This is a genomic window from Shinella sp. GW835-FHT14H05, from assembly GCF_058793575.1.
Window position 1 is genome coordinate 170,803 of record NZ_JBXAFY010000006.1, and the last position, 21,283, is coordinate 192,085.

Sequence of the window (21,283 nt, forward strand, 5' to 3'; positions counted from 1 at the left end):
CAGGAACATGTCCTATTTTTTCACCGCCTCGTAGCGCCGCTCATAGCGGCGGCCGAGGCTGGTCAGGAGTTCGTAGTCGATGGTGCCGCCGGCACGCGCCACGTCCTGGATGGGCATGTGGCGGCCGAAGAGCTCGATGAAGTCGCCGGCGCGCACGCTGCCGGGCGGAAGGTCCGTCACGTCGAAATGGGTAAGGTCCATGGTGACGCGGCCAATCAGCGGCACGCTGCGCCCATGCAACACGCCGCTGGCGCCCGCGATGTTGGCCGTGCGCAGCGGCACGCCGGAGCCGGAGAGGCTGCGCATGTAGCCATCCGCATAACCGACGGTGGCGACGGCGATGCGGGTGTCGCGGGTGAACACCATGGACGCGCCATAGCTGACGCTCTCGCCGGCCTTCGCCTCCCGCACCTGAAGGATGCGTGCCTCGGCGGTGACGACGGGTTTCATCGGGTTCGGCGCGTCGTTGACGGCAGCACCGCCGTAAAGCGCGATGCCCGGGCGGGTGAGGGTGAAATGGTAGTCCTCGCCAAGAAAGATGCCGGCGGAATTGGCGAGCGTCGCATCGATGCCGTCGAAGGCCTCGATGGCGGTGCGAAAACGCTGGAGCTGCTGCCGGTTGAGCGGGTGGCTCGGGTCGTCGGCGCAGGCGAGGTGGCTGAGCAGCATGATCGGCGAAAAGCTCGCCGGGCGCGCGACGTCGCCCGCCAGCGCCAGTGCATCCTCGACCCGGAGGCCGAGGCGGCTCATGCCGGTATCGACATGCAGCACGCAGGGCAGGTCGCCGCCATCGGAGATCGCCGCCATGAAGGTGACGAGCTGTTCCTCCGAGATGATGACGGGCACGAGGTCGAATTCGAAGAATAGCCGTTCCGAGCCGGCCCACATGCCGGACAGCACATAGATGCGGACATCCGGCAGCACGGTGCGAAGGGCAGCGCCTTCCGCCGGGGTGGCGACGAAGAAATCCCGTGCGCCCGCCTGGTGGAAGGTCTTTGCCGCCGGCTCCAGCCCGATGCCGTAGGCGTCGGCCTTCATGACCGCGGCGGTGCGCGCGGCGCCCGAGCGTCGCGCCATGGCGCGCCAGTTGTCGAAGAGCGCGGAAAGGTCGATCGTCAGGCGGGCATGGTCCTCGCCGGCGACGGGAAGGGTGGAACGGGCGGGCGTGTGATGCGTGCTCATGGTTTTGAGATACAGCCTGTGGATCATGGCGGCAATACGCCCGCCGGCCGCATTGCCGGGGCGAAAGGGCGCCTCTATGGTGCGGCCCAAAAAACCGGGAAGCAAACGGGGAAGCACATGCGGGCGCGGACACGGACGATGGTTTTGGGCGTGGCGCTGGCCGCAGCCTGCTTCGCGCCGGCAGCCGCGCAGGATGTGCCCACGGATGCCGAGATGCGAGAGGCACATGCGGTGCTGCTCGGCCTTGCGCAGGACGGCGCGGTGCCGGAGCGCGACGACAGCGCGGACATCTATTATTCGATCGTCGACAATCCGAATGCGCCGCGGCTGGTCACACGGCTCGAAGTCTCCGGCGCGCCCTGCCGCGCGCGCACCACATCCGCCCTGCAATTTCCCGATCAATGGGCGAGCCTGACGCTCGGCATCGTGGACCTCAGCCACGTCACCGCCGTCACGGCCTATGCCTCGGTCGACGACATGATCGCCGAAGGCAACCCCGTCGCCTTCGATGCGCCGGAGGCGCAGCAGATCGTTTTGACAGGGAAGGGACTGCTCTGCACCAGCCGGATGTCGCTCTCCGGCGAGAGCGGCGCCCCGGACGACATGTGCGCCGACCGGCTCGACCTGCCGATGATGGACGAGGAGCAGAAGGCGCGCGCCAAACGCGCGCTCGCCATCGTCGCGGATTTCTGCAAGGCGCCGGCTTTCGGCAAGAAGTGAAAGCCGGAAGCGGCACCTAGACTATCCGCACGACCTTTCTTTTCGTCATGGTCGGGCTTGACCCGACCATCCACGCCACACCCGCGGCCTGGATCCTCGGGTCAAGCCCGAGGATGACGGAGGAGGAGGTGTGCCGAATTTTGGAGCGGTTCGCCTCAGTGCTCGTACTGGCTGAAGGACGGGTCGGCGAGGTCGGTGAAGCGGGTGTATTCCGACTGGAAGGCGAGTTTTACCGTGCCGGTCGGTCCGTGACGCTGCTTGGCGATGATGACGTCGGCGGTGCCTTTCACGGCCTCGAACTTCATCTTCCACTCTTCGTATTTCGGGTCGAACTCGTCGCGGGGCTCCATGTTCTTTACGTAATATTCCTCGCGGAACACGAAGAGCACCACGTCGGCGTCCTGCTCGATCGAGCCCGATTCGCGAAGGTCGGAGAGCTGCGGGCGCTTGTCCTCGCGGCTTTCCACCTGACGGGAGAGCTGGGAGAGCGCGATGATCGGCACGTTCAGTTCCTTGCCGAGCGCCTTGAGGCCCGTGGTGATCTGGGTGATTTCCTGCACGCGGTTGTCGCTCGACTTGCCGGAGCCGGTCATGAGCTGGATATAGTCCACCACCAGGCAATCGAGGCCGCGCTGGCGCTTCAGGCGGCGGGCGCGGGCGGAAAGCTGGGCGATCGAGATACCACCCGTCTGGTCGATATAGAGCGGCACCTTCTGCATCATCTGGGAGCAGGCGACGAGCTTTTCGAAATCGGCCTCGGAAATGTCGCCGCGGCGGATTTTCGACGAGGACACTTCCGTCTGCTCGGAGATGATACGGGTGGCGAGCTGTTCGGACGACATTTCGAGCGAGTAGAAGCCGACGACGCCTCCGTTCTTCGGCTTGAACGACCCGTCCGCCTGCACTTCCGGCTCATAGGTGGCCGCGATGTTGTAGGCGATGTTGGTGGCAAGCGAGGTCTTGCCCATGCCGGGGCGTCCGGCGAGCACGATCAAGTCCGAGCGCTGGAGGCCGCCCATGCGGGCATCGAGCGAGTGGATGCCGGTGGAGATGCCGGAGAGCGAGCCGTCGCGCTCGAAGGCCGCACCCGCCATGTCGATCGCCTGGGCGACCGCATCGTTGAACGACTGGAAGCCGCCGTCGTAGCGACCGGTCTCAGCGAGCTCGAACAGGCGCCGTTCAGCGTCCTCGATCTGGGTCTGCGGTGGCATGTCGAGCGGCGCGTCATAGGCGATGTTGACCATGTCCTCGCCGATATTGATCAGCGAGCGGCGCAGCGCAAGATCATAGATCGCGCGGCCATAGTCTTCCGCGTTGATGATCGTCACGGCACCGCCCACGAGGGCCGCCAGGTATTGCGAGACCGTGTGCTCGCCGACCTTCACATCCGTCGGCAGGTGCGTCTTGAGCGTGATCGTCGTGGCGATCTTGCCCATGCGGATCATGTCGCCGGCGACCTCGTAGATCTTGCGGTGCAGCGGCTCGTGGAAATGCACGGGCTTCAAGAAATCCGAAACGCGGTAATAGGCGTCGTTGTTGAGGATGATGGCACCGAGCAGCGCCTGTTCGGCCTCGATGTTGTTCGGCGACTCGCGGTGATGCAGCTCCGCATTGTCGCGATTTTGCTGGTTGAGCTTTCGCGCAGCGTCGTTCATCGTCCCGAATCTCCCCGTCCCTGTTTCCGAAGCCCGCTGGTTTCTTCGCTTTGCCGGAAGGGGTCAAGCGCTTCCGCAGGCTCTCGCCGTTTAAGCCCGTTGTTAGACTTTTCCACAGGCGGCGGGGACACAGCAAGTCCGGATTGCGCCGGGCCTGCTGGCTTTCGGTTGACTCACATCCCGAATCTCAAGGCGAGGCCGAATCTCAGAGCGACGCCTCCTGCGGGAACTGCCGCGCGCCGCGCCGGTCGCCCTTCGGATTGCCCTCGTGCGCCTTGAGACAATCCTCGCCGCGCCCGATATATTCGCGCGTCAGCGGCACGGCCTCCTGGTCATGCGCAAGCTGGAGCTGGAAGACGACGAGGTTCTGCCAGCGGAAGGCGCTTTCGGAGGCTGCCAGGTAGAACTCCCAGATCCGGCAGAATTTCTCGTCATAGAGTGCCTTCGCCTCGTCGCGTCGCGCCAGGAAACGCTCCCGCCAGTGGCGCAGCGTCTCGGCATAGTGCAGCCGCAGGATCTCGACGTCGGTGACCGCCAGCCCGCTCTTTTCCACAGCCTGCATCACCTCGGAAAGGGCAGGGATGTAGCCGCCCGGGAAGATGTACTTCTCGATGAACGGGTTGTTGGCGGATGGCCGGTCCGTGCGGCCGATCGTGTGCAGCAGCATGACGCCGTCGCGTTTCAGCAGCGACGCGCTCTTCTTGAAGAAGGTCAGGTAATTCGGCCGGCCGACATGCTCGAACATGCCGACGGAGACGATGCGGTCGAAGGGGCCTTCCGTGTTGCGGTAGTCCTGCAGCAGGAATTCGATGTCGCCCGCAAGCCCGGCCTCGTTCGCCCGTTTCACGGAGAGCGCGTGCTGCTCGTCGGAGAGCGTCACGCCGGTCACCTTGGCGCCAAGCTGGCGGGCGAGGTAGAGCGCCATGCCGCCCCAGCCGCTGCCGATGTCGAGCACGCTCTGGCCCGGCCGGTTGATGTTGAGCTTGGCCGCGATGTGGCGCTTCTTGGCAAGCTGCGCCTCGTCGAGCGTCTGGTCCGGCCGCTCGAAATAGGCGCAGGAATATTGCCGGTCCTGGTCGAGGAACAGGTCGTAGAGCGCGCCGGTCAGGTCGTAGTGATGCTGGACGTTGCGGCGCGAGCGCACGATGCTGTTCTTCTCCCGCGCCCAGCGCAGGAGATAGCGCCCGCGTTCCAGCACGCGGCTCCAGAATGTGTCGTAATAATTGAAATCGGGACTGCCGGTGAACACGGCCTTGAGCAGGCCGTATATGTCGCCTTCGATGATGTCGATATCACCGGTGCCGTAGTGATGGCCGAGATAGTAGGCGGGGTCGAGGGCGATGCCCCACACGGCCTTCCTACTGTTGAGACGCATGTGGACCGGGTTGCCCGTGCCGTCGCCGAAGACCTGGCGGGTTCCGTCCGGGTAGGTGATCGTCAGGTTTCCGGTCTCGACGAGGCGGGAAACGAGAGCCTGTACAATGAATTTCATTCGCTAAACTCCGTCGCGCTTAAAAACGTGGCGGGACGGGTCTGGGTCGGAAACCGGCCTGGGAAGCGGCCCGACCGCCAATCCAGTCTAACGAAGTATAAATATTGATGCGGGAAGCCGGATTTCAAGCCGTGCTTTTTGGCCCTTGAAACGAAAACGGGCCGGCAAAGCCGGCCCGTCCTGGAAAATGCCTGACGATCAAGCGTCTTCGTCTTCGCCGTCTGCTTCCGGATCGAAGAAATCTTCCGGCTTCAGGGCGTCTTCGTCGATGCCGTAGATGGCGTCGGCCGAGGTCAGGCTTTCGCCCTTGGCCTGGCGCTCGGCTTCGTCGGCGGAGCGGGCGACGTTCAGCTCGATGGTGATCTCGACTTCGGCGTGCAGGTGCAGGACGACCTTGTGCAGGCCGATAGCCTTGATCGGGGTGTTGAGCTCGACCTGGTTGCGGCCGATGTTGAAGCCTTCGGCTGCAAGCACTTCAACGATGTCGCGGGCAGCGACCGAGCCGTACATCTGGCCGGTTTCGCCGGCGGAGCGTACGACGATGAAGGACTTGCCGTCGAGCTTTTCGGCAACCGACTGGGCTTCCGACTTGCGCTCGAGGTTGCGGGCTTCGAGCGTCGAACGCTCGGATTCGAAGCGCTTCTTGTTGGCTTCGTTGGCGCGCAGCGCCTTGCCGAGCGGCAGCAGGTAGTTACGGGCAAAGCCGTCGCGAACCTTTACGGTTTCGCCCATCTGGCCGAGCTTGGCGATGCGTTCAAGGAGAATGACGTCCATTTTAGAGTTCCTTTCGTGACGTTCAGGTGTTCTGGTTTTTCTTTTCCGCCGGACCGGTGGGCGTCAGCGCTATGGTGCGCCGCGTGTCCATCAGGCCCAGAATGAGGATGACGAAGACCGGTATCGTGAAGAGCAATACCGAGAGATAGACGAGCCACAGGACGGGAAGCCGCCAGGACTTGCCGCGTGTCCTGAAATGCAGGCTCGCGAAGCCGGCGAGCACGAAACCGGCCCCGAAGGTGCCGCAGACGAGCGCGCCGATGATCGCCGGTACGCCGCCGAAGAAGGCGATGAGGAGGCCGGCGAGGAAGAAGAAGATGGCGTTGCGGTGCATGCGCAGCGTCGAGGGCATGTCCTCGCGCGGGCGAAGACCCTTGCCGGAAACGCGCACGATGAAGCTTGCGATGTAATAGGCCGCAAACAGCAGGAAGACCCAGAGTGCGCCCTGCACCAGCGGCAGCGCCAGTGCGAACACGGCCTTGAGCTGCGCGATCGCCGTCGCATCCGGATTGTAGAGCGGCTCCTGCGCCTTCAGCGTCTGGATGACGATATCGACCAACTGGCTCGCCATGGCGCTGTCATAGCCGACGATCGCGCCGACGGCGATCATGCCGAGCGTCACCATGATGGCGAGATGCACGAGGATGTTGGACAGCGGATACCAAGCGAGCGCGTTGTCCGGGCCGCCGAGCTCGGAGGCGGGGCGGGCGAGGTTCGCGAGGTTGGACAGCCAACCGGCCGGGATCAGCGTGATGATGACGATCAACAGCGCGAAATAGGAGGAGACGAGTGCTGATGCGATGGCGCCGCCGGCGACGACCGCGATCAAGGCGCTGGCATTGCCCCAGCCGAGGCCGGCAATGAGAATGGGAAGGGCGGACGCGGCGTAAAACACGATCGCAAACGACGACTGCGCATTCGCGCTCAGCGAAAGCAGAGCGGCGGTCACACCGGCAATCAGGCCGGTCGCAATCGATGTCGGCGTCAGGTTTTTCACGGTTCGCTGTCCTGTCTGGTCAGACAGTTAGAGGAGTTTCCTGACAAACTGATTCAGGACCGTCTCCCCAACATGGGTTTTGGCTTTGAAAAAGCCGGCGGCTCCGATCCGCGCCCAACGCGGAAGGGAAATGGGGAAGGCGGCGCAAACCGTCTTCCCCGCAGTCATGTGCTTCGGCCCGACGTCGAGTCAGGCCGCAGAGTCACATCATTACGCTACGACGTAGGGCAGCAGGCCGAGGAAGCGGGCGCGCTTGATCGCCTTGGCGAGTTCGCGCTGCTTCTTCTGGGAAACGGCCGTGATGCGGGACGGAACGATCTTGCCGCGCTCGGAGATGTAACGCGACAGAAGACGGACGTCCTTGTAGTCGATCTTCGGAGCGTTTGCGCCCGAGAAGGGGCAGGTCTTGCGGCGGCGGTGGAACGGACGGCGTGCCGGAGCGGAGGAAGTATCAGCCATTGTCTTAATTCTCCTTCAGCTTCGATTACGCGCGGTCTTCGCGCGGGCGGCGTTCGCCACCACGGTCCGGACGATCGCCGAAGTCACGGCGCGGCGGACGGTCGCCGAAGTCGCGGCGCGGGCCACGGTCGTCGCCATCGCGGCGCGGACGGTCGTCGCGGTCGCGCTTCTGCATCATGGCCGACGGGCCTTCTTCGTGGGCTTCCACGGCGATGGTCATGTAACGAAGAACGTCTTCGTTGATGCGCATCTGGCGTTCCATTTCGTGGATCGCAGCAGCCGGGGCATCGATGTCCATCAGGGCGTAATGTGCCTTGCGGTTCTTCTTGATGCGGTAGGTCAGGGACTTGAGGCCCCAGTTTTCGATACGGCCGACCTTGCCGCCGTGTGCTTCGATCACACCCTTGTACTGTTCGACGAGACCGTCGACCTGCTGGGCGGACACGTCCTGGCGGGCCAGGAATACATGTTCGTAGAGAGCCATGTGGCTTTGCCTTTCTTGCGTTTACACCCGAAACCGGCGCCAAGCCTCAACGACAGTTCTTATGGGGCCAGAGGCCCGGGGCAAGAAAAGCGTTAATCCAGACGGTCGAGAGCGGAGACACGGGAGGCTGGAGCCCTTGGCTCCAAACGGCATAAAGGAAAGCCGGCCCTCCGTTCAGCCACCAGCCGATTGACCGGGTGTGTTGAACAGCGCGCTTATACGGATTTTTCGGCCGAACGCAAGGCCTGGCGGGCGAAAGCCTTGCCCCGTTTTGCAACAGGGGCGGGAACCAAATCGCGAATGCCGCATTCTTCCTCCCGATCCAACCAGATGGAGTGACCGACATGCAAGACCCGAACCTTGTCAATCGTCCCCCGGAAGATCGCTTGACGCGTCCGGTGGATGACCGTGGCCCGACCGTCGTCAACCAGACAAGCCGCGGCAGCGGCACCGGCGGCTGGGCCGTGGCCGTGATCCTGGCTGTCCTCGTCGCCGTGGGCATCTTCTATTTCGTCGGCAGCGGAACGCCGGGTGACGGCGTCGATCCGAATGCCAATACCTCGGCAATCGGCACGACCGATACGGCACCGGCCGGTGGCACGACCACCGAAGGCCAGACTGGCGGCACGCAGACGCTGGAAACCCAGCCGAGTGGCGGCCAGCCGGCTGAAAGTGGTGGCGCAACCACGACCACCCCGTAACGTCACCCGCCAGGGGCGCAAAAAAGGAAGAAACCCGCCGGAAACGGCGGGTTTCTTTTGTTTGTGGGGCCGAACCGGCCATTTGCGCGAAACTCTTTCCGGTTTTTTTGAAGAATCGCTTTCGACGAACTCGGCTAGCCTGATCCGCCCGAAGTCTGGAGGTTTCGGGCACGCCCTCGGGGCGAAAACGACCAAGCCGGGAGGAGAAGGCATGACTTACCGCAACGATCGTGCGCGAGCACGACGCCGTAAAGCCGCGCGCAAAATCGCGATCTTGAGCGAGGTCCGCGCATGAACGCCCATACGCATCCGGACCTGCCGCCGTCGCCATCGAGCGAACTGGTCTTCGCGCTGGAGGATCGGCCGAAGCCGCCGATCGCCCTTCTCGCTGCCATCCAGCACCTGCTCGCCATCATCGTGCCGATCGTCACGCCGGGGCTTTTGATCTGTCAGGCGCTCGGCGTTTCCGCGCGTGATACGAACATGATCGTCTCGATGTCGCTGGTCATTTCCGGCATCGCCACCTTTGTCCAGTGCCGCCGGTTCGGCCCGCTCGGCGCCGGCCTGCTGATCGTCCAGGGCACCAGCTTCAACTTCGTCGGCCCGCTCATTGCCGGCGGCGTGCTGATGGTCAATTCGGGCACACCTGTCGAGGCGGTCATGGCCTCGATCTTCGGCGTGGTGATCGCCGGCTCCTTCATCGAAATGGGGCTGTCGCGCGTGCTTCCCTTCATCCGCAAGCTGATCACGCCGCTCGTCACCGGCATCGTCGTGCTGATGATCGGCCTGACGCTCATCAAGGTCGGCCTCATCAGCATGGGTGGCGGTTTCGGCGCCATGAAATCGGGCACCTTCGCCAATGGCGAGAACCTGCTGCTCTCCGGCACAGTGCTGGCGCTGATCATCGGCTTGAACCGCATCCAGGTCGTATGGGTCCGCAGCAGCGCCATCATCATCGCGCTCGGCGTCGGTTATGCGCTGGCAGCCTGGCTCGGCCGGCTCGATTTTGCCGGCATCCACCAGGCCGCCTGGTTCCAGGTGCCGACGCCGCTGCATTTCGGGCTGGATTTCTCCTGGACGCTGTTTGCGCCCATGGTGGTGATCTACCTGGTGACCTCGCTCGAAGCGATCGGCGATATTACCGCCACCAGCAAGATCTCGCGCCAGCCGGTCGAAGGCCCGGTCTGGATGGAGCGCGTGAAGGGCGGCGTGCTGGTCAACGGCGCGAACTCGTTCCTCGCCGGCATCTTCAACACCTTCCCGAGCTCGGTCTTCGCGCAGAACAACGGCATCATCCAGCTGACCGGCGTCGCCAGCCGCCATGTCGGCGTCTATATTGCGGGCGTGCTTGTCATCCTCGGCCTGTTCCCGGCCATTGCCGGCGTCATCCAGGCCGTGCCGGAGCCGGTGCTGGGCGGGGCTGTCATCGTCATGTTCGGCGCCGTCGCTGCCTCCGGCATCAATATCCTGGCGGGCGTCCAGCTCGATCGCCGCGCGCTGCTGATCATCGCCATCTCGCTGGCGCTGGGGCTTGGCGTCTCGCAGGTGCCGGAATTCGTCTCGCACATGCCGCGCTTCATGAAGGACGTGCTGGAATCGGGTGTCGCGACCGGCGGTCTCTGCGCCGTGCTCTTGAACTGGCTGCTGCCGGAAACGCAGGAGCCGAAGCCCATCCACTGATCATCGGTCCGGGCGGCACAAGGCCGCCCGGCCTGTCTTTTACATCGGCGCCGGATAGAGCCGGTGGATGCGGCGAATGCCGTTCAGCACTTCGGGCGACAATTCCAGGTCCTTCGCACCGATGTCCGTCTTCACCTGTTCCATGGTCGTCGCCCCGATGATGACGGAGGCCATGAAGGGCCGCGTCAGGCAGAAGGCCAGCGCCATCTGGGCGGGATCAAGCCCGTATTCCTTCGCAAGCGCCACATAGGCACGCACCGCCGGTTCCTGATGCGGCTGGTAACGGCCGCCGAGATCGCCGTTCTTCGTCAGGCGCGAGCCTTCCGGCCGGGCACCGTCAAGATATTTGCCGGTCAAGAGCCCGGCGGCGAGCGGCGAATAGGCGAGCAGGCCGATATCCTCGTGGTGCGAAACTTCGGCGAGGTCGAGATCGTAGGCCCGGTAGAGCAGGTTATACTCGTTCTGGATCGAGGCGACGCGCGGCAGGCCCTTCTCTTCGGAAAGCTTCAGCAACTGCATCGTGCCCCAGGCCGTATCGTTGGAAAGGCCGAAGGCGCGCACCTTGCCGGCCTTGACGATGTCGCCGATGGTCTCGTGGACTTCCAGAAGCTCGGCGGCAACCTTCTCGCGGTGCTGCTTGGACGGGTCGTAGCTCCAGGCATTGCGGAAGTGATAATGCCCGCGGTTCGGCCAGTGCAGCTGGTAGAGATCGAGATAGTCGGTCCCAAGGCGCGAGAGGCTGTTGTCGATCGCCTCCAGGATGCCGGCGCGGCTCATCGGCTGGCCGCCGCGAATATAGGGACGGCCGGGACCGGCGACCTTGGAGGCGAGCACCACTTTGTCGCGGTTGCCGCGCGCCTTCATCCAGGAGCCGATGAAGCGCTCGGTATCGCCGTAGGTTTCGGGGGAGAGGGGTGTGGTCGGATAGAGTTCGGCAGTATCGATAAAGTTCACGCCCTGGGAGAAGGCGTAGTCGAGCTGGTCGTGCGCGTCCTGCTCGCTGTTCTGCGAACCCCAGGTCATCGTGCCAAGGCAGATTTCCGACACGCTGATGCCGGTCCTGCCGAGCGGATTATATTTCATGGGAGGAGAAATCCTGTTGTGGGAACGGCGCGAATGTAGGCCGGTCGCCGCAAAGTGCAAGCCGGAAGTCTGTGCGAAGCCCTTGGAAATGCCGGCCGCGCGGCTTGCGGGATTGGCCCGACGCCTTGACTCGGCCTTCCGGAATGTGAATGGAAAAGAAAACATAAGATGGGAGACCCCCGATGAGCGTAGCATTCACCTTCCCCGGCCAGGGCAGCCAGGCCGTCGGCATGGGCAAGGATCTCGCCGAAACCTTCCCGGAAGCGCGCGCCGTTTTCGCGGAAGTCGACGAGGCCCTCGGCCAGAACCTTTCCGCCATCATGTTCGAGGGACCGGAAGAGACGCTGACGCTGACGGCGAACGCCCAGCCGGCGCTGATGGCCGTGTCCATCGCCGTCATGCGCGTGCTCGAAGCGCGCGGCCTGTCGCTGAAGGATCAGGTCTCCTATGTCGCCGGCCATTCGCTTGGCGAATATTCCGCGCTCTGTGCCGCCGGCACCTTCTCGCTGGCCGATACGGCACGCCTGCTGCGCATACGCGGCAATGCCATGCAGTCGGCCGTGCCGGTGGGCGAGGGCGCCATGGCGGCGATCATCGGCCTGGAGCAGGCGGATGTCGAAGCGGTCTGCCAGGAAGCCTCCAAGGGCGGCTCGTGCCAGATCGCCAATGACAATGGCGGCGGCCAGCTCGTCATCTCCGGCTCCAAGCCCGCCGTCGAAGTCGCGGCCCGGCTCGCGACGGAGAAGGGCGCCAAGCGCGCGCTGATGCTCACCGTCTCCGCCCCCTTCCATTCCGCCCTGATGGCGCCGGCCGCCGACGCCATGCGCGAGGCGCTTGCCGGTGTTACGGCAAAGGCCCCGATCGTGCCGGTCGTCGCCAATGTCCGCGCAGCGCCGGTAAGCGATCCGCAGGAAATCATCCGCCTGCTCGTTGAGCAGGTCACCGGCCAGGTGCGCTGGCGCGAGACGGTAGAATGGTTCGCGAAGAGCGACGTCACCACGCTTTATGAAGTGGGCTCGGGCAAGGTCCTGACCGGCCTCGCACGCCGCATCGACAAGTCCGTCACCGGCATCGCCATCAACACCCCCGCCGATATCGACAGCGCGCTCGCCGCGCTCATAGGCTGATTTGAGAGGCGAATAGGGAATGGCGAATAGCGAATAGTTGCAATCCACGATCGCTCTTCCCCTATTCCCTACTCCCCATTCGCTATTCGCTCTAATAAAGAGGAACCCGACCATGCTTGATCTTACCGGCCGCAAGGCCCTCGTTACCGGCGCGTCCGGCGGCATCGGCGAAGAGATCGCCCGCATCCTCCACGCCCAGGGCGCCATCGTCGGCCTGCACGGCACGCGCGTCGAGAAGCTCGAAACGCTCGCCAACGAACTTGGCGAGCGCGTGCATATCTTCCCGGCCAACCTCTCCGACCGCGCCGAGGTGAAGGCGCTGGGCGAGAAGGCGGAAGCCGAGCTCGGCGGCGTCGATATCCTCGTCAACAATGCCGGCATCACCAAGGACGGCCTGTTTGTGCGCATGAGCGACGACGACTGGGATGCGGTTCTCGAAGTGAACCTGACGGCGGTCTTCCGCCTGACGCGCGAGCTCACCCACCCGATGATGCGCCGACGCTACGGCCGCATCATCAACATCACGTCGGTCGTCGGCGTCACCGGCAATCCGGGCCAGGCGAACTATTGCGCCGCCAAGGCCGGCATGATCGGCTTCACCAAGTCGCTTGCCGCCGAGATTGCCACCCGCAACGTGACGGTCAACTGCGTCGCCCCCGGCTTCATCGAAAGTGCAATGACCGGCAAGCTGAACGACAAGCAGAAAGACGCCATCATGGGCGCCATCCCCATGAAGCGCATGGGCACCGGGGCGGAAGTCGCCTCCGCCGTCGCCTTCCTCGCCTCGTCGGAAGCCTCCTACATGACGGGCCAGACGCTGCATGTGAACGGCGGCATGGCGATGATCTGACGAGGGGCAAAGCGCCCGGTCAACCAGCTGAAATTGCATGTTGACCGCCGGAGCCCCAGCCATTTTCGCACTTTGCGACAGACATAAACCGTGTTAATCGGGCCATGACTGTCAGCAGTCGACCGTGAAATGCCTGCGCGTTCAGGCGGTACAAAACAGTATCGCCAATGCCGCATTGCCGGTTGAAGGGATTGCCGGATGTGTTCTTGAGGCACATCGGGCGTGTTGAGTGTCCGGTGCCGTGACAGGCGCCGATCAAAAACAAAGGTCGAGGAATCCGACATGAGCGACGTAGCAGAACGCGTAAAGAAAATTGTCATTGATCATCTGGGTGTTGACGCCGAAAAGGTCAGCGAAGGCGCAAGCTTCATCGATGATCTTGGCGCGGACTCGCTCGACACCGTCGAACTGGTCATGGCGTTCGAAGAAGAATTCGGCGTCGAGATCCCGGACGATGCTGCTGACTCGATCCTGACGGTCGGCGACGCGGTCAAGTTCATCGAGAAGGCCCAGGCCTGATCTGACTTCCGGCGGGCCGCTTCCAGCGGCCCGTCCCGGTCTCCCATTGGAGGCCGCACCTCCTCGTCGAGGCGATAAAGATAAAAGCAGGTAGGGTGGATCACGAACGATGAGGCGTGTCGTTATCACGGGGACCGGCATGGTATCCCCGCTCGGCTGTGGCACTGAAATCAGCTGGACCAGGCTTCTTGAAGGCCGTAGCGGCGCAGCCAGGGTCACCACTTTCGAGGTCGAGGACCTTCCCGCAAAGATTGCCTGTTCCATCCCGCTGGGCGATGGCACCGATGGCACCTACAATCCTGACCAGTGGATGGAGCAGAAGGAACGCCGCAAGGTCGATCCCTTCATCGTCTACGCCGTCGCTGCCGCCGATATGGCGCTTGCCGACGCCGGCTGGCATCCCAAGACCAACGAAGACCAGATCGCGACCGGCGTGCTCATCGGCTCTGGCATCGGCGGCCTCGAAGGCATCGTCGAGGCCGGCTACACGCTGCGCGACAAGGGTCCGCGCCGCGTCTCGCCCTTCTTCATTCCCGGCCGCCTGATCAACCTTGCCTCCGGCCAGGTCTCGATCAAGCACAAGCTGCGCGGCCCCAATCATTCCGTCGTGACCGCCTGTTCGACCGGTGCGCACGCCATCGGCGATGCCAGCCGCCTGATCGCGCTCGGCGACGCCGACGTGATGGTGGCGGGCGGCGCGGAATCGCCGATCTGCCGCATCGCGCTCGCAGGCTTTGCCGCCTGCAAGGCGCTCTCGACCGAGCGCAACGACGACCCGACCGCAGCCTCCCGGCCCTATGACCGTGACCGTGACGGTTTCGTCATGGGCGAGGGCGCCGGCGTCGTCATCCTGGAAGAGCTGGAACACGCCAAGGCGCGCGGCGCGAAGATCTATGCCGAAGTCGTCGGCTACGGGCTTTCCGGCGACGCCTTCCACATCACGGCACCGGCCGAAGACGGAGACGGCGCCTATCGGTGCATGCAGATGGCGCTGAAGCGCGCCGGCATTCCGGCAAGCGAGCTCGACTACATCAACGCGCACGGCACCTCCACCATGGCCGATACGATCGAGCTCGGCGCCGTCGAGCGCCTGGTCGGCGATTCTGCCCCCCGCGTCTCCATGTCGTCCACCAAGTCGGCGATCGGGCATCTGCTCGGTGCCGCCGGTGCGGTCGAGGCGATCTTCACGGCGCTGGCGATCCGCGACAACATCGCGCCGCCGACGCTGAACCTCGACAATCCCGACGTCGAGACGGCGATCGACCTGGTGCCGCACAAGGCGCGCAAGCGCGAGATCAACGTGGCGCTGTCCAACTCGTTCGGCTTCGGCGGAACGAATGCGTCCATCGTTTTGAAGCGATACGCCTGATACCGGGGATAAAAACCCGGCACGCCACACACCCGAATGCGAAGAGCGGGGTCGATCCTGCTTTTGCCGTATTGCTCTGTTGGAAGACGTCTACAGCGCCGCGCGTCCGTCATGATGCGTAAACCACGCCGTAGCATTTTTTAAATTTCTGCATGATTCGTGAAATCGACGTGGATTTGGCGAATGATGCAGGGGCAATGCCCGAACATGAGGACAGTCCGTGAGCGACACGAACGATTCCGGCGAGACGCAGTTTGGCCGCGGCGAGGCATCCGGCCAGCCGCGCATCATTCCCAAGTCCGCCAGCGAGGCCCTTCGGCCGGAACAGGTGCCGCAGCCGCCGAGCCGCAAGCGCTCGCGCAAGGCCCGCAGCCAGATCGTCATCTTCCTGAATTTTGTCATGACCGTGGTCGTCTTCGCGTCGATCATCGGCATCGGCGTGTTCTATTACGGCGTAAAGAGCTACGAGGAACCGGGTCCGCTCACCGCCAACACAAACTTTATCGTGCGCGCCGGCGCCGGCACGAACGAGATCGCGGCCAATCTCGAACGCAACAATGTCATCAGCGACAGCCGCGTCTTCCGCGTGCTCTCGCGCGTCTATCTCGACGGCGACACGCTGAAGGCCGGCGAATACGAGATCAAGGCCGGCGCTACGATGCGCGAGATCGTCGAACTTTTGAAATCCGGCAAGTCGATCCTCTATTCGGTTTCCGTGCCGGAGGGCCTGACGGTCAAGCAGGTGTTCAAGCGCCTCACCGACGATCCGGTACTCGAAGGCGACCTGCCGGCGGAGCTTCCGGCCGAAGGCTCGCTGATGCCCGATACCTACAAGTTCTCGCGCGGCACCAAGCGTGCCGATATCCTGCACCAGATGCAGGATGCGCAGAAGGCGTTGATCGACCAGATCTGGGAGCGCCGCGACGACGACCTGCCGGTCGCCACGCGCGAGGAGTTCGTGACGCTCGCCTCGATCGTCGAGAAGGAGACGGGCAGGGCCGACGAGCGTCCGCGCGTCGCTTCGGTCTTCCTGAACCGGCTGGAAAAGGGCATGCGCCTGCAGTCCGACCCGACGATCATCTACGGCATCTTCGGCGGCGACGGTAAGCCGGCCGACCGCCCGATCTTCCAGTCGGACCTGGAAAAGCAGACGCCGTTCAACACCTACATCATCAAGGGCCTGCCGCCGACGCCGATCGCCAATCCCGGCCGCGCGGCGCTCGAAGCGGTGGCAAACCCGTCGCGCACGCCGGACCTCTACTTCGTCGCCGACGGCACCGGCGGGCACGTCTTTGCCGAGACGCTCGACGAGCACAACCAGAACGTCCGCCGCTGGCGCAAGCTCGAAGCGGAGAAGGCGGCAGAGGCTGCGAAAGAGGCGGAAGCGGCCGGCTCCCAGTAAAAGGGGCCGGTGGGCGACCGGGCGATGCCTTTGATGTGGATCGCCGCGCGATCCGCCGGCTTGGCCGTTTCCAACCCCGGCAAACTGCTTCACTTTGAGCGCGTGATTCCGTGCGAGGCCCCTCGCGCGGTTTCGGCGCAGCTGTTGGCGAACCCCGGCGGGCGCCAGGGGAGGACGACATGACATTGCAATCGATGACCGGCTTTGCGCGGGTCGAGGGAACCAGCGGGCGCACCCGCTGGGCGTGGGAGCTGCGCTCGGTCAACGGCAAGGGCCTCGACCTCCGGCTCCGCATACCACCCGGTTTCGAGGCCATGGAGGCCGATGTGCGGCGCGTGGCCGGCGAGGCGTTTTCGCGCGGCAATCTCCAGATCGGCCTTGCCGTCAGCGTCAGCGAGCCGCAGATCGAGGCGGTGGTGAACCAGGGCGCGCTCTCCGCGGTGCTGGCGCTGCGCGACCAGCTTGCCGGCATCGTCGATCCCGCCCCCCTCAAGCTCGACACGCTGCTGGCGGTGCGCGGCATCGTCGATTTCCGCGAGGCCGAGGAGAGCGAGACGGAGCGCATGGCGCGCGACGGCGATATCCGCGCGGGCTTTGCCGAGGCGATCCGCTGTCTTGCCGACATGCGCGCGAGCGAGGGCACGGCGCTTGCCGGCGTGCTGCTCGGCCAGGTCGCCCGCATCGAGGCGCTGACCGCCGTGGTGGAGGCCGATCCGTCGCGCAGCGTCGCGGCGATTGCCGAGCGGCTTTCGGGGCAGGTGGCGCTGCTCATGCAGGGCACGACGGCGCTCGATCGCGACCGGCTGCACCAGGAGGCCGCCCTTATCGCCACCAAGGCGGATTTGCGCGAGGAGATCGACCGGCTGAAGGCGCATGTCGCGGCCGCGCGCGAACTTCTGGCGCAGGGCGGGCCGGTCGGCCGCAAGCTCGATTTTCTCGCACAGGAATTTAACCGGGAATCGAATACGATCTGTTCCAAGTCGAACGCCGCTGCTGTAACGGCTGCAGGTATCGAGCTGAAGGTCGTCATCGATCAGTTCAGGGAACAGGTCCAGAATCTGGAGTAGGCCATGGCCGAGCCGTCGAAACATATCCAAATCGAACGCCGCGGGCTCATGCTCGTCATCTCCTCGCCATCGGGCGCCGGCAAGTCGACAATCGCGCGCAACCTGCTGGAGGCCGATCCGGGTCTCAGCCTGTCGGTCAGCGTCACCACGCGCCAGCGCCGCGCGAGCGAAATCGCCGGCCGGCACTATCATTTCATCAACCACAAGGAATTTGAACGCCTGCGCGACAGCGATGCGCTGCTCGAATGGGCCGAGGTGCACGGCAATTTCTACGGCACGCCGCGCGAGCCGGTGGAAGAGGCGATGTCCGTCGGCCGCGACATGCTGTTCGACATCGACTGGCAAGGCGCCCAGCAGCTCCAGGAAAAGATGCCGGCCGACGTCGTCTCGATCTTCATCCTGCCGCCCTCGATGACCGAGCTGCAATCGCGTCTGCATCGCCGCGCCGAGGATACCGAAGAGGTCATCCAGACGCGGCTTGCCAATTCCTGCGCGGAAATCGAGCACTGGCGCGAATACGATTACGTCATCCTCAACGACGACCTCTCCGTCGCCTTCGACGCGGTGCAGAGCATCGTGAAGGCCGAACGCCTGCGCCGCGACCGACGGCATGGGCTGTTCGAGTTCGTGACGAAGCTGGTGACGGAGAAGCCGGTTCTTTAGGCGCTCGTCCATACCGTCTTGGCAGGATTGCCCCTCACCCTAACCCTCTCCCCGCAGGCGGGGAGAGGGGACGTGCCCCATGGGATGGTGAGGGTCTGGGAAACCGGAGCGGCATATCCCCTTCGCCCCGCTTGCGGGGAGAAGGTGGCCGGCAGGCCGGATGAGGGGCAGCTCAGAGCGCGTTCGCCAGCCGCACGAATTCTTCCACGCTCAACGTCTCCGCCCGCCGCTGCGGATCGATCTCCGCTCGGGCGAGCAGCGCCTCGCCGCCGAGGGATTTGACGCTCTGGCGCAGCATCTTGCGGCGTTGGCCGAAGGCGGCGTGGGTGACGCGTTCCAGCTTGGCCACGTCGCAGGGCAGCGGGTTGGCGATCGGCTCCAGGTGCACGACGGAGGAGGTTACCTTCGGCGGTGGCGTGAAGGCCTGGGGCGGCACGTCGAAGGCCATGCGGGCGCCGGTGCGCCAGCCGCAGAGCACGCCGAGCCGGCCATAGTGGTCGTCGGTTTCATCCGCCACGATGCGCAGGCCCACCTCGCGCTGGAACATCAGCGTCAGCGAATCCCAGAACGGCGGCCAGGCCTTCGGCAGGAGCCAGTTGACGAGCAGTTGCGTGCCGACATTGTAGGGCAGGTTGGCGATGATGCGCACCGGCTCGCCGGGTGCCAGCGCCTCGAAATCGGTCTTCAGCGCATCGCCTTCGATGACTGTCAGCCGGCCGGGATAGTGATCGGACACTTCCGCCAACGCCGGCAGGCAGCGCGCGTCGCGCTCGATGGCGATCACTCGCTTGGCGCCGAGCGCGAGGATGGCGCGCGTCAGGCCGCCCGGTCCCGGGCCGACCTCGATGACCGTGTGGTCCTCGATGGGGCCGGCGGTGCGGGCGATCTTCTGCGTCAGGTTGAGGTCGAGCAGGAAATTCTGGCCGAGCGCCTTCTTCGCATCGAGCCCGTGGCGCTGGATGACGTCGCGCAGCGGCGGCAGTCCGTCGAGTGCCGCCATCACGCGGTCCTTTCGTGCATGGCGAGGTCGTAGGCAAGACGGAGGGCGGCCAGCAGGCTGTCCGGCCTGGCGATGCCCTTGCCGGCGATGGCAAAGGCGGTGCCATGGTCCGGCGAGGTGCGGATGAAGGGCAGGCCGAGCGTCGCATTGACGGAATCGTCGAAGCCGAACGCCTTGGCGGGGATGAGCGCCTGGTCGTGATACATGCAGAGCGCCACGTCATAGGTGGCCCGCGCCGCATCGTGGAACATCGTGTCGGCCGGCAACGGCCCGACGGCGTCGATGCCGGCGGCCTTCAGCCGCTCCACGGCCGGGCGCACGATCGCGTCGTCCTCCAGGCCGAGCGCTCCGCCTTCGCCCGCATGCGGGTTGAGGCCGGCAATGGCAAGGCGCGGGCGCGCAATGCCGAAACGCTGGCGCAGGTCCCGTTCGGTGATGACGGCGGTCTCGACGATCAGCTCTTCCGTCAGCGCGGCGGGAACGTCCTTCAGCGGGATGTGGATCGTCACCGGCACGCTGCGCAGCTTCGGTCCGGCAAGCAGCATGACGGGCAGCGCCGGCCTGCCGGTGGCCTTGGCCGCGATGTCGGCGAGGAATTCCGTATGGCCGGGGAAACCGAAGCCGGCATCGTAGAGCACGGCCTTGGCGATCGGGTTCGTCACGACGGCGGAGGTGCGTCCGGCAAATGTGAGCGCAACCGCCGTCTCGATCGCGCCGGTGATGGCGGCGGCGTTCTCCGAGTTGGGCGCGCCGGGCACGACGGCGGTCGCGCAGTCACAGGCAAGCACCGGAAGGGCATCGGGGAAGAGGGCGTTCGCCGTCTCGGGCTCCGCCGCCGCGATGGCGACGTCGAGGCCGAGCAGGGCGGCGCGCTCGCGCAGAACGCGGGCATCACCGATGAACAGGAAGGGCGGCAGGGAAAGCGTCTTGCGGGCCGACCACAGCGCGAGCGTGATATCCGGCCCGATCCCCGCCGGATCGCCCATGGTGAGCGCCAGCGGAGGAATGTTCGTCGTCGTCATGGGACCTGCCGTCAGCGGGTTGGAGAGAGCGGACCGGCCGGAAGCTTACGGCCGAGACATCAGCGTTCGGTGATCGTCGCCTTCTTGCGCAGTTCGGCGAGGTACTTCTTGCTGTTCTCGTCGTTCTCGTTGCCGTTCGACTTGGCGAGGTCTTCCGCGCGGAACACCATTTCGGCGGCCACGTCGTCGTTGACTTCACGCTTCTTGCAGATCGCGAGATATTCCACGCCGCGTTCGGTGACGCGCGTGCCGGTCGTCAGGCCGTCGGCCTTCTCGATGAGCGGTTTCCAGTCTTCCGGCATTTCCGGCGCGAGCACGCGGCCGAGGTCGCGGATCGAGACATCGAGCATCGTGGCGGCGAAAACCTTGGCCTGGTCGCAGCCCGGGAATTTCGAGCGCGAGGCTTCCGCTTCCGCCTTGCGCTTGCCGAGAATGGCGTTGCGGCGCTTTTCCGGCACGACAAAGATGACCTGCTTGAGGAAATATTCCGTCGTCACCGGCTTCTTGCCGCCGTTTGCCTGCATGCGCTCGACGAGCGTCTTGCCGGTGGCGGTGCCGCTATAGCGGGCATTGACCACACGCGGCCAGCTCATCTGCACGGCGATATACTGCTTGAAGTGTTCGACGCCGACGCCGGCGCGGTCGAGGACCTGGCCGAGCTGCTGGGTCGTCATCTTGTTGGAAGAGGCGAAACGCGCATAGGCGGCTTCGACGTCCGAGCTACTGACGGAGTTGCGCACGCGCAGAATTTCCGTGCGCTTCAGAGCGTCCTCGATCATCTGCTCGCGGGCCATGGCGCGAAGGTTGCCCTTGGCGCGCTGCAGCCTGAGGAAGGCGGCGCGGCGCTCGATCTCGCCGGAGGTCACCGGCATGTTGTTGACGACAGCCACGACGGAGCTTGCCGCCTGAACGGTGCCGACCGGGGCCGCGATCGTCACGGCGGCGGCAAGTGCCACGCCCATCATCATGGAGCGCACCAGAGATTGTCTGCCCATCATGCCAGTCCCTTTCCCAAACCCATTGCCGCGTCCACCGGT

At 64.7% G+C, this 21,283-nt stretch carries 21 protein-coding genes; 10 read left to right on the forward strand and 11 right to left on the reverse strand.

Annotated features, from left to right (window positions below):
• Positions 1–12 precede the first annotated feature (12 nt).
• The gene (gene alr / locus AC1Q6Z_RS19435; RefSeq protein ID WP_492648935.1) at positions 13–1,182 is read right to left on the reverse strand and encodes an alanine racemase; all 1,170 of its coding nucleotides are present in this window, start codon (positions 1,180–1,182) and stop codon (positions 13–15) included.
• Between the two features lie 138 nt (positions 1,183–1,320).
• On the opposite strand from alr, the gene AC1Q6Z_RS19440 reads away from it, so the two are divergent.
• Positions 1,321–1,902 (forward strand): hypothetical protein, encoded by a 582-nt coding sequence (locus AC1Q6Z_RS19440; RefSeq protein ID WP_492648936.1) that lies wholly within the window; start codon positions 1,321–1,323, stop codon positions 1,900–1,902.
• Positions 1,903–2,057: 155 nt separating this feature from the next.
• On the opposite strand, the gene AC1Q6Z_RS19445 is transcribed toward AC1Q6Z_RS19440, so the two are convergent.
• The 6 genes from AC1Q6Z_RS19445 to rpsF all read right to left on the reverse strand — a co-directional run bounded on the left by AC1Q6Z_RS19445 (position 2,058) and on the right by rpsF (position 7,763).
• Positions 2,058–3,557 carry a replicative DNA helicase gene (locus tag AC1Q6Z_RS19445; RefSeq protein WP_256118835.1) on the reverse strand — a complete coding sequence of 500 codons (1,500 nt, stop codon included), beginning with the start codon at positions 3,555–3,557 and terminating at the stop codon, positions 2,058–2,060.
• Between the two features lie 205 nt (positions 3,558–3,762).
• Entirely contained in the window at positions 3,763–5,049 is a 1,287-nt protein-coding gene (locus AC1Q6Z_RS19450) for a cyclopropane fatty acid synthase (protein WP_492648937.1), read from the reverse strand.
• Between the two features lie 198 nt (positions 5,050–5,247).
• Positions 5,248–5,823 carry a 50S ribosomal protein L9 gene (gene rplI / locus AC1Q6Z_RS19455; protein WP_256118837.1) on the reverse strand — a complete coding sequence of 192 codons (576 nt, stop codon included), beginning with the start codon at positions 5,821–5,823 and terminating at the stop codon, positions 5,248–5,250.
• A gap of 22 nt (positions 5,824–5,845) precedes the next feature.
• Positions 5,846–6,820, reverse strand: coding sequence for a YybS family protein (locus AC1Q6Z_RS19460; RefSeq protein ID WP_492648938.1), 975 nt, complete (start codon positions 6,818–6,820; stop codon positions 5,846–5,848).
• 210 nt (positions 6,821–7,030) lie between these two features.
• A complete protein-coding gene (gene rpsR, locus AC1Q6Z_RS19465) occupies positions 7,031–7,279 on the reverse strand; it encodes a 30S ribosomal protein S18 (protein WP_069059269.1) in 249 nt (82 codons plus the stop codon).
• A 25-nt stretch (positions 7,280–7,304) separates the two neighbouring features.
• Positions 7,305–7,763: a 30S ribosomal protein S6 gene (rpsF, locus tag AC1Q6Z_RS19470; protein WP_256118839.1), complete on the reverse strand. Its 459-nt coding sequence runs from the start codon at positions 7,761–7,763 to the stop codon at positions 7,305–7,307.
• Between the two features lie 386 nt (positions 7,764–8,149).
• Here rpsF and AC1Q6Z_RS19475 point away from each other — a divergent pair, with 386 nt between their 5' ends.
• On the forward strand, positions 8,150–8,464 hold the full coding sequence (locus tag AC1Q6Z_RS19475; protein ID WP_492648939.1) for a hypothetical protein: 315 nt from the start codon (positions 8,150–8,152) through the stop codon (positions 8,462–8,464).
• Between the two features lie 291 nt (positions 8,465–8,755).
• Positions 8,756–10,144 (forward strand): nucleobase:cation symporter-2 family protein, encoded by a 1,389-nt coding sequence (locus tag AC1Q6Z_RS19480; protein WP_256118841.1) that lies wholly within the window; start codon positions 8,756–8,758, stop codon positions 10,142–10,144.
• A 39-nt stretch (positions 10,145–10,183) separates the two neighbouring features.
• Here the strand turns inward: AC1Q6Z_RS19480 and AC1Q6Z_RS19485 are convergent, their stop codons facing one another.
• Positions 10,184–11,227 carry an aldo/keto reductase gene (locus tag AC1Q6Z_RS19485; RefSeq protein ID WP_492648940.1) on the reverse strand — a complete coding sequence of 348 codons (1,044 nt, stop codon included), beginning with the start codon at positions 11,225–11,227 and terminating at the stop codon, positions 10,184–10,186.
• Between the two features lie 182 nt (positions 11,228–11,409).
• Here AC1Q6Z_RS19485 and fabD point away from each other — a divergent pair, with 182 nt between their 5' ends.
• The 7 genes from fabD (at position 11,410) to gmk (ending at position 18,224) form a co-directional block, all read left to right on the forward strand.
• Positions 11,410–12,354, forward strand: a complete 945-nt coding sequence (gene fabD / locus AC1Q6Z_RS19490; RefSeq protein WP_492648941.1) for an ACP S-malonyltransferase — start codon at positions 11,410–11,412, stop codon at positions 12,352–12,354.
• Between the two features lie 112 nt (positions 12,355–12,466).
• Positions 12,467–13,204, forward strand: a complete 738-nt coding sequence (gene fabG / locus AC1Q6Z_RS19495) for a 3-oxoacyl-[acyl-carrier-protein] reductase (protein ID WP_256118844.1) — start codon at positions 12,467–12,469, stop codon at positions 13,202–13,204.
• Positions 13,205–13,486: 282 nt separating this feature from the next.
• Positions 13,487–13,723, forward strand: a complete 237-nt coding sequence (locus AC1Q6Z_RS19500) for an acyl carrier protein (RefSeq protein WP_018327362.1) — start codon at positions 13,487–13,489, stop codon at positions 13,721–13,723.
• 109 nt (positions 13,724–13,832) lie between these two features.
• The gene (fabF, locus tag AC1Q6Z_RS19505) at positions 13,833–15,092 is read left to right on the forward strand and encodes a beta-ketoacyl-ACP synthase II (RefSeq protein ID WP_435265199.1); all 1,260 of its coding nucleotides are present in this window, start codon (positions 13,833–13,835) and stop codon (positions 15,090–15,092) included.
• A gap of 220 nt (positions 15,093–15,312) precedes the next feature.
• Positions 15,313–16,494: an endolytic transglycosylase MltG gene (mltG, locus tag AC1Q6Z_RS19510; RefSeq protein WP_256118846.1), complete on the forward strand. Its 1,182-nt coding sequence runs from the start codon at positions 15,313–15,315 to the stop codon at positions 16,492–16,494.
• A gap of 179 nt (positions 16,495–16,673) precedes the next feature.
• On the forward strand, positions 16,674–17,561 hold the full coding sequence (locus AC1Q6Z_RS19515; RefSeq protein WP_256118847.1) for a YicC/YloC family endoribonuclease: 888 nt from the start codon (positions 16,674–16,676) through the stop codon (positions 17,559–17,561).
• A gap of 3 nt (positions 17,562–17,564) precedes the next feature.
• Complete coding sequence (gene gmk, locus AC1Q6Z_RS19520; RefSeq protein ID WP_256118848.1) at positions 17,565–18,224, forward strand: guanylate kinase; 660 nt, start codon at positions 17,565–17,567, stop codon at positions 18,222–18,224.
• 172 nt (positions 18,225–18,396) lie between these two features.
• On the opposite strand, the gene rsmA is transcribed toward gmk, so the two are convergent.
• From rsmA to AC1Q6Z_RS19535, 3 genes are read right to left on the reverse strand one after another with little or no spacing between them, the layout of a single operon-like run.
• Positions 18,397–19,224: a 16S rRNA (adenine(1518)-N(6)/adenine(1519)-N(6))-dimethyltransferase RsmA gene (gene rsmA, locus AC1Q6Z_RS19525; RefSeq protein ID WP_492648942.1), complete on the reverse strand. Its 828-nt coding sequence runs from the start codon at positions 19,222–19,224 to the stop codon at positions 18,397–18,399.
• Positions 19,224–20,246 carry a 4-hydroxythreonine-4-phosphate dehydrogenase PdxA gene (gene pdxA, locus AC1Q6Z_RS19530; RefSeq protein WP_492648943.1) on the reverse strand — a complete coding sequence of 341 codons (1,023 nt, stop codon included), beginning with the start codon at positions 20,244–20,246 and terminating at the stop codon, positions 19,224–19,226. The genes rsmA and pdxA overlap by 1 nt, the downstream gene beginning before the upstream one ends.
• Positions 20,247–20,305: 59 nt before the next feature.
• Positions 20,306–21,244: a SurA N-terminal domain-containing protein gene (locus AC1Q6Z_RS19535; protein WP_256118851.1), complete on the reverse strand. Its 939-nt coding sequence runs from the start codon at positions 21,242–21,244 to the stop codon at positions 20,306–20,308.
• Positions 21,245–21,283 lie beyond the last annotated feature (39 nt).

Excerpts from the sequence above, each read along its gene's own strand:
- alr (WP_492648935.1), bottom strand. The coding sequence starts at position 1,182 with ATGAGCACGCATCACACGCCCGCCCGTTCCACCCTTCCCGTCGCCGGC.
- AC1Q6Z_RS19440 (WP_492648936.1), top strand. The coding sequence starts at position 1,321 with ATGGTTTTGGGCGTGGCGCTGGCCGCAGCCTGCTTCGCGCCGGCAGCC.
- AC1Q6Z_RS19445 (WP_256118835.1), bottom strand. The coding sequence starts at position 3,557 with ATGAACGACGCTGCGCGAAAGCTCAACCAGCAAAATCGCGACAATGCG.
- AC1Q6Z_RS19450 (WP_492648937.1), bottom strand. The coding sequence starts at position 5,049 with ATGAAATTCATTGTACAGGCTCTCGTTTCCCGCCTCGTCGAGACCGGA.
- rplI (WP_256118837.1), bottom strand. The coding sequence starts at position 5,823 with ATGGACGTCATTCTCCTTGAACGCATCGCCAAGCTCGGCCAGATGGGC.
- rpsR (WP_069059269.1), bottom strand. The coding sequence starts at position 7,279 with ATGGCTGATACTTCCTCCGCTCCGGCACGCCGTCCGTTCCACCGCCGC.
- rpsF (WP_256118839.1), bottom strand. The coding sequence starts at position 7,763 with ATGGCTCTCTACGAACATGTATTCCTGGCCCGCCAGGACGTGTCCGCC.
- AC1Q6Z_RS19480 (WP_256118841.1), top strand. The coding sequence starts at position 8,756 with ATGAACGCCCATACGCATCCGGACCTGCCGCCGTCGCCATCGAGCGAA.
- AC1Q6Z_RS19485 (WP_492648940.1), bottom strand. The coding sequence starts at position 11,227 with ATGAAATATAATCCGCTCGGCAGGACCGGCATCAGCGTGTCGGAAATC.
- fabD (WP_492648941.1), top strand. The coding sequence starts at position 11,410 with ATGAGCGTAGCATTCACCTTCCCCGGCCAGGGCAGCCAGGCCGTCGGC.
- fabG (WP_256118844.1), top strand. The coding sequence starts at position 12,467 with ATGCTTGATCTTACCGGCCGCAAGGCCCTCGTTACCGGCGCGTCCGGC.
- AC1Q6Z_RS19500 (WP_018327362.1), top strand. The coding sequence starts at position 13,487 with ATGAGCGACGTAGCAGAACGCGTAAAGAAAATTGTCATTGATCATCTG.
- fabF (WP_435265199.1), top strand. The coding sequence starts at position 13,833 with ATGAGGCGTGTCGTTATCACGGGGACCGGCATGGTATCCCCGCTCGGC.
- AC1Q6Z_RS19515 (WP_256118847.1), top strand. The coding sequence starts at position 16,674 with ATGACATTGCAATCGATGACCGGCTTTGCGCGGGTCGAGGGAACCAGC.
- gmk (WP_256118848.1), top strand. The coding sequence starts at position 17,565 with ATGGCCGAGCCGTCGAAACATATCCAAATCGAACGCCGCGGGCTCATG.
- rsmA (WP_492648942.1), bottom strand. The coding sequence starts at position 19,224 with ATGGCGGCACTCGACGGACTGCCGCCGCTGCGCGACGTCATCCAGCGC.
- pdxA (WP_492648943.1), bottom strand. The coding sequence starts at position 20,246 with ATGACGACGACGAACATTCCTCCGCTGGCGCTCACCATGGGCGATCCG.
- AC1Q6Z_RS19535 (WP_256118851.1), bottom strand. The coding sequence starts at position 21,244 with ATGATGGGCAGACAATCTCTGGTGCGCTCCATGATGATGGGCGTGGCA.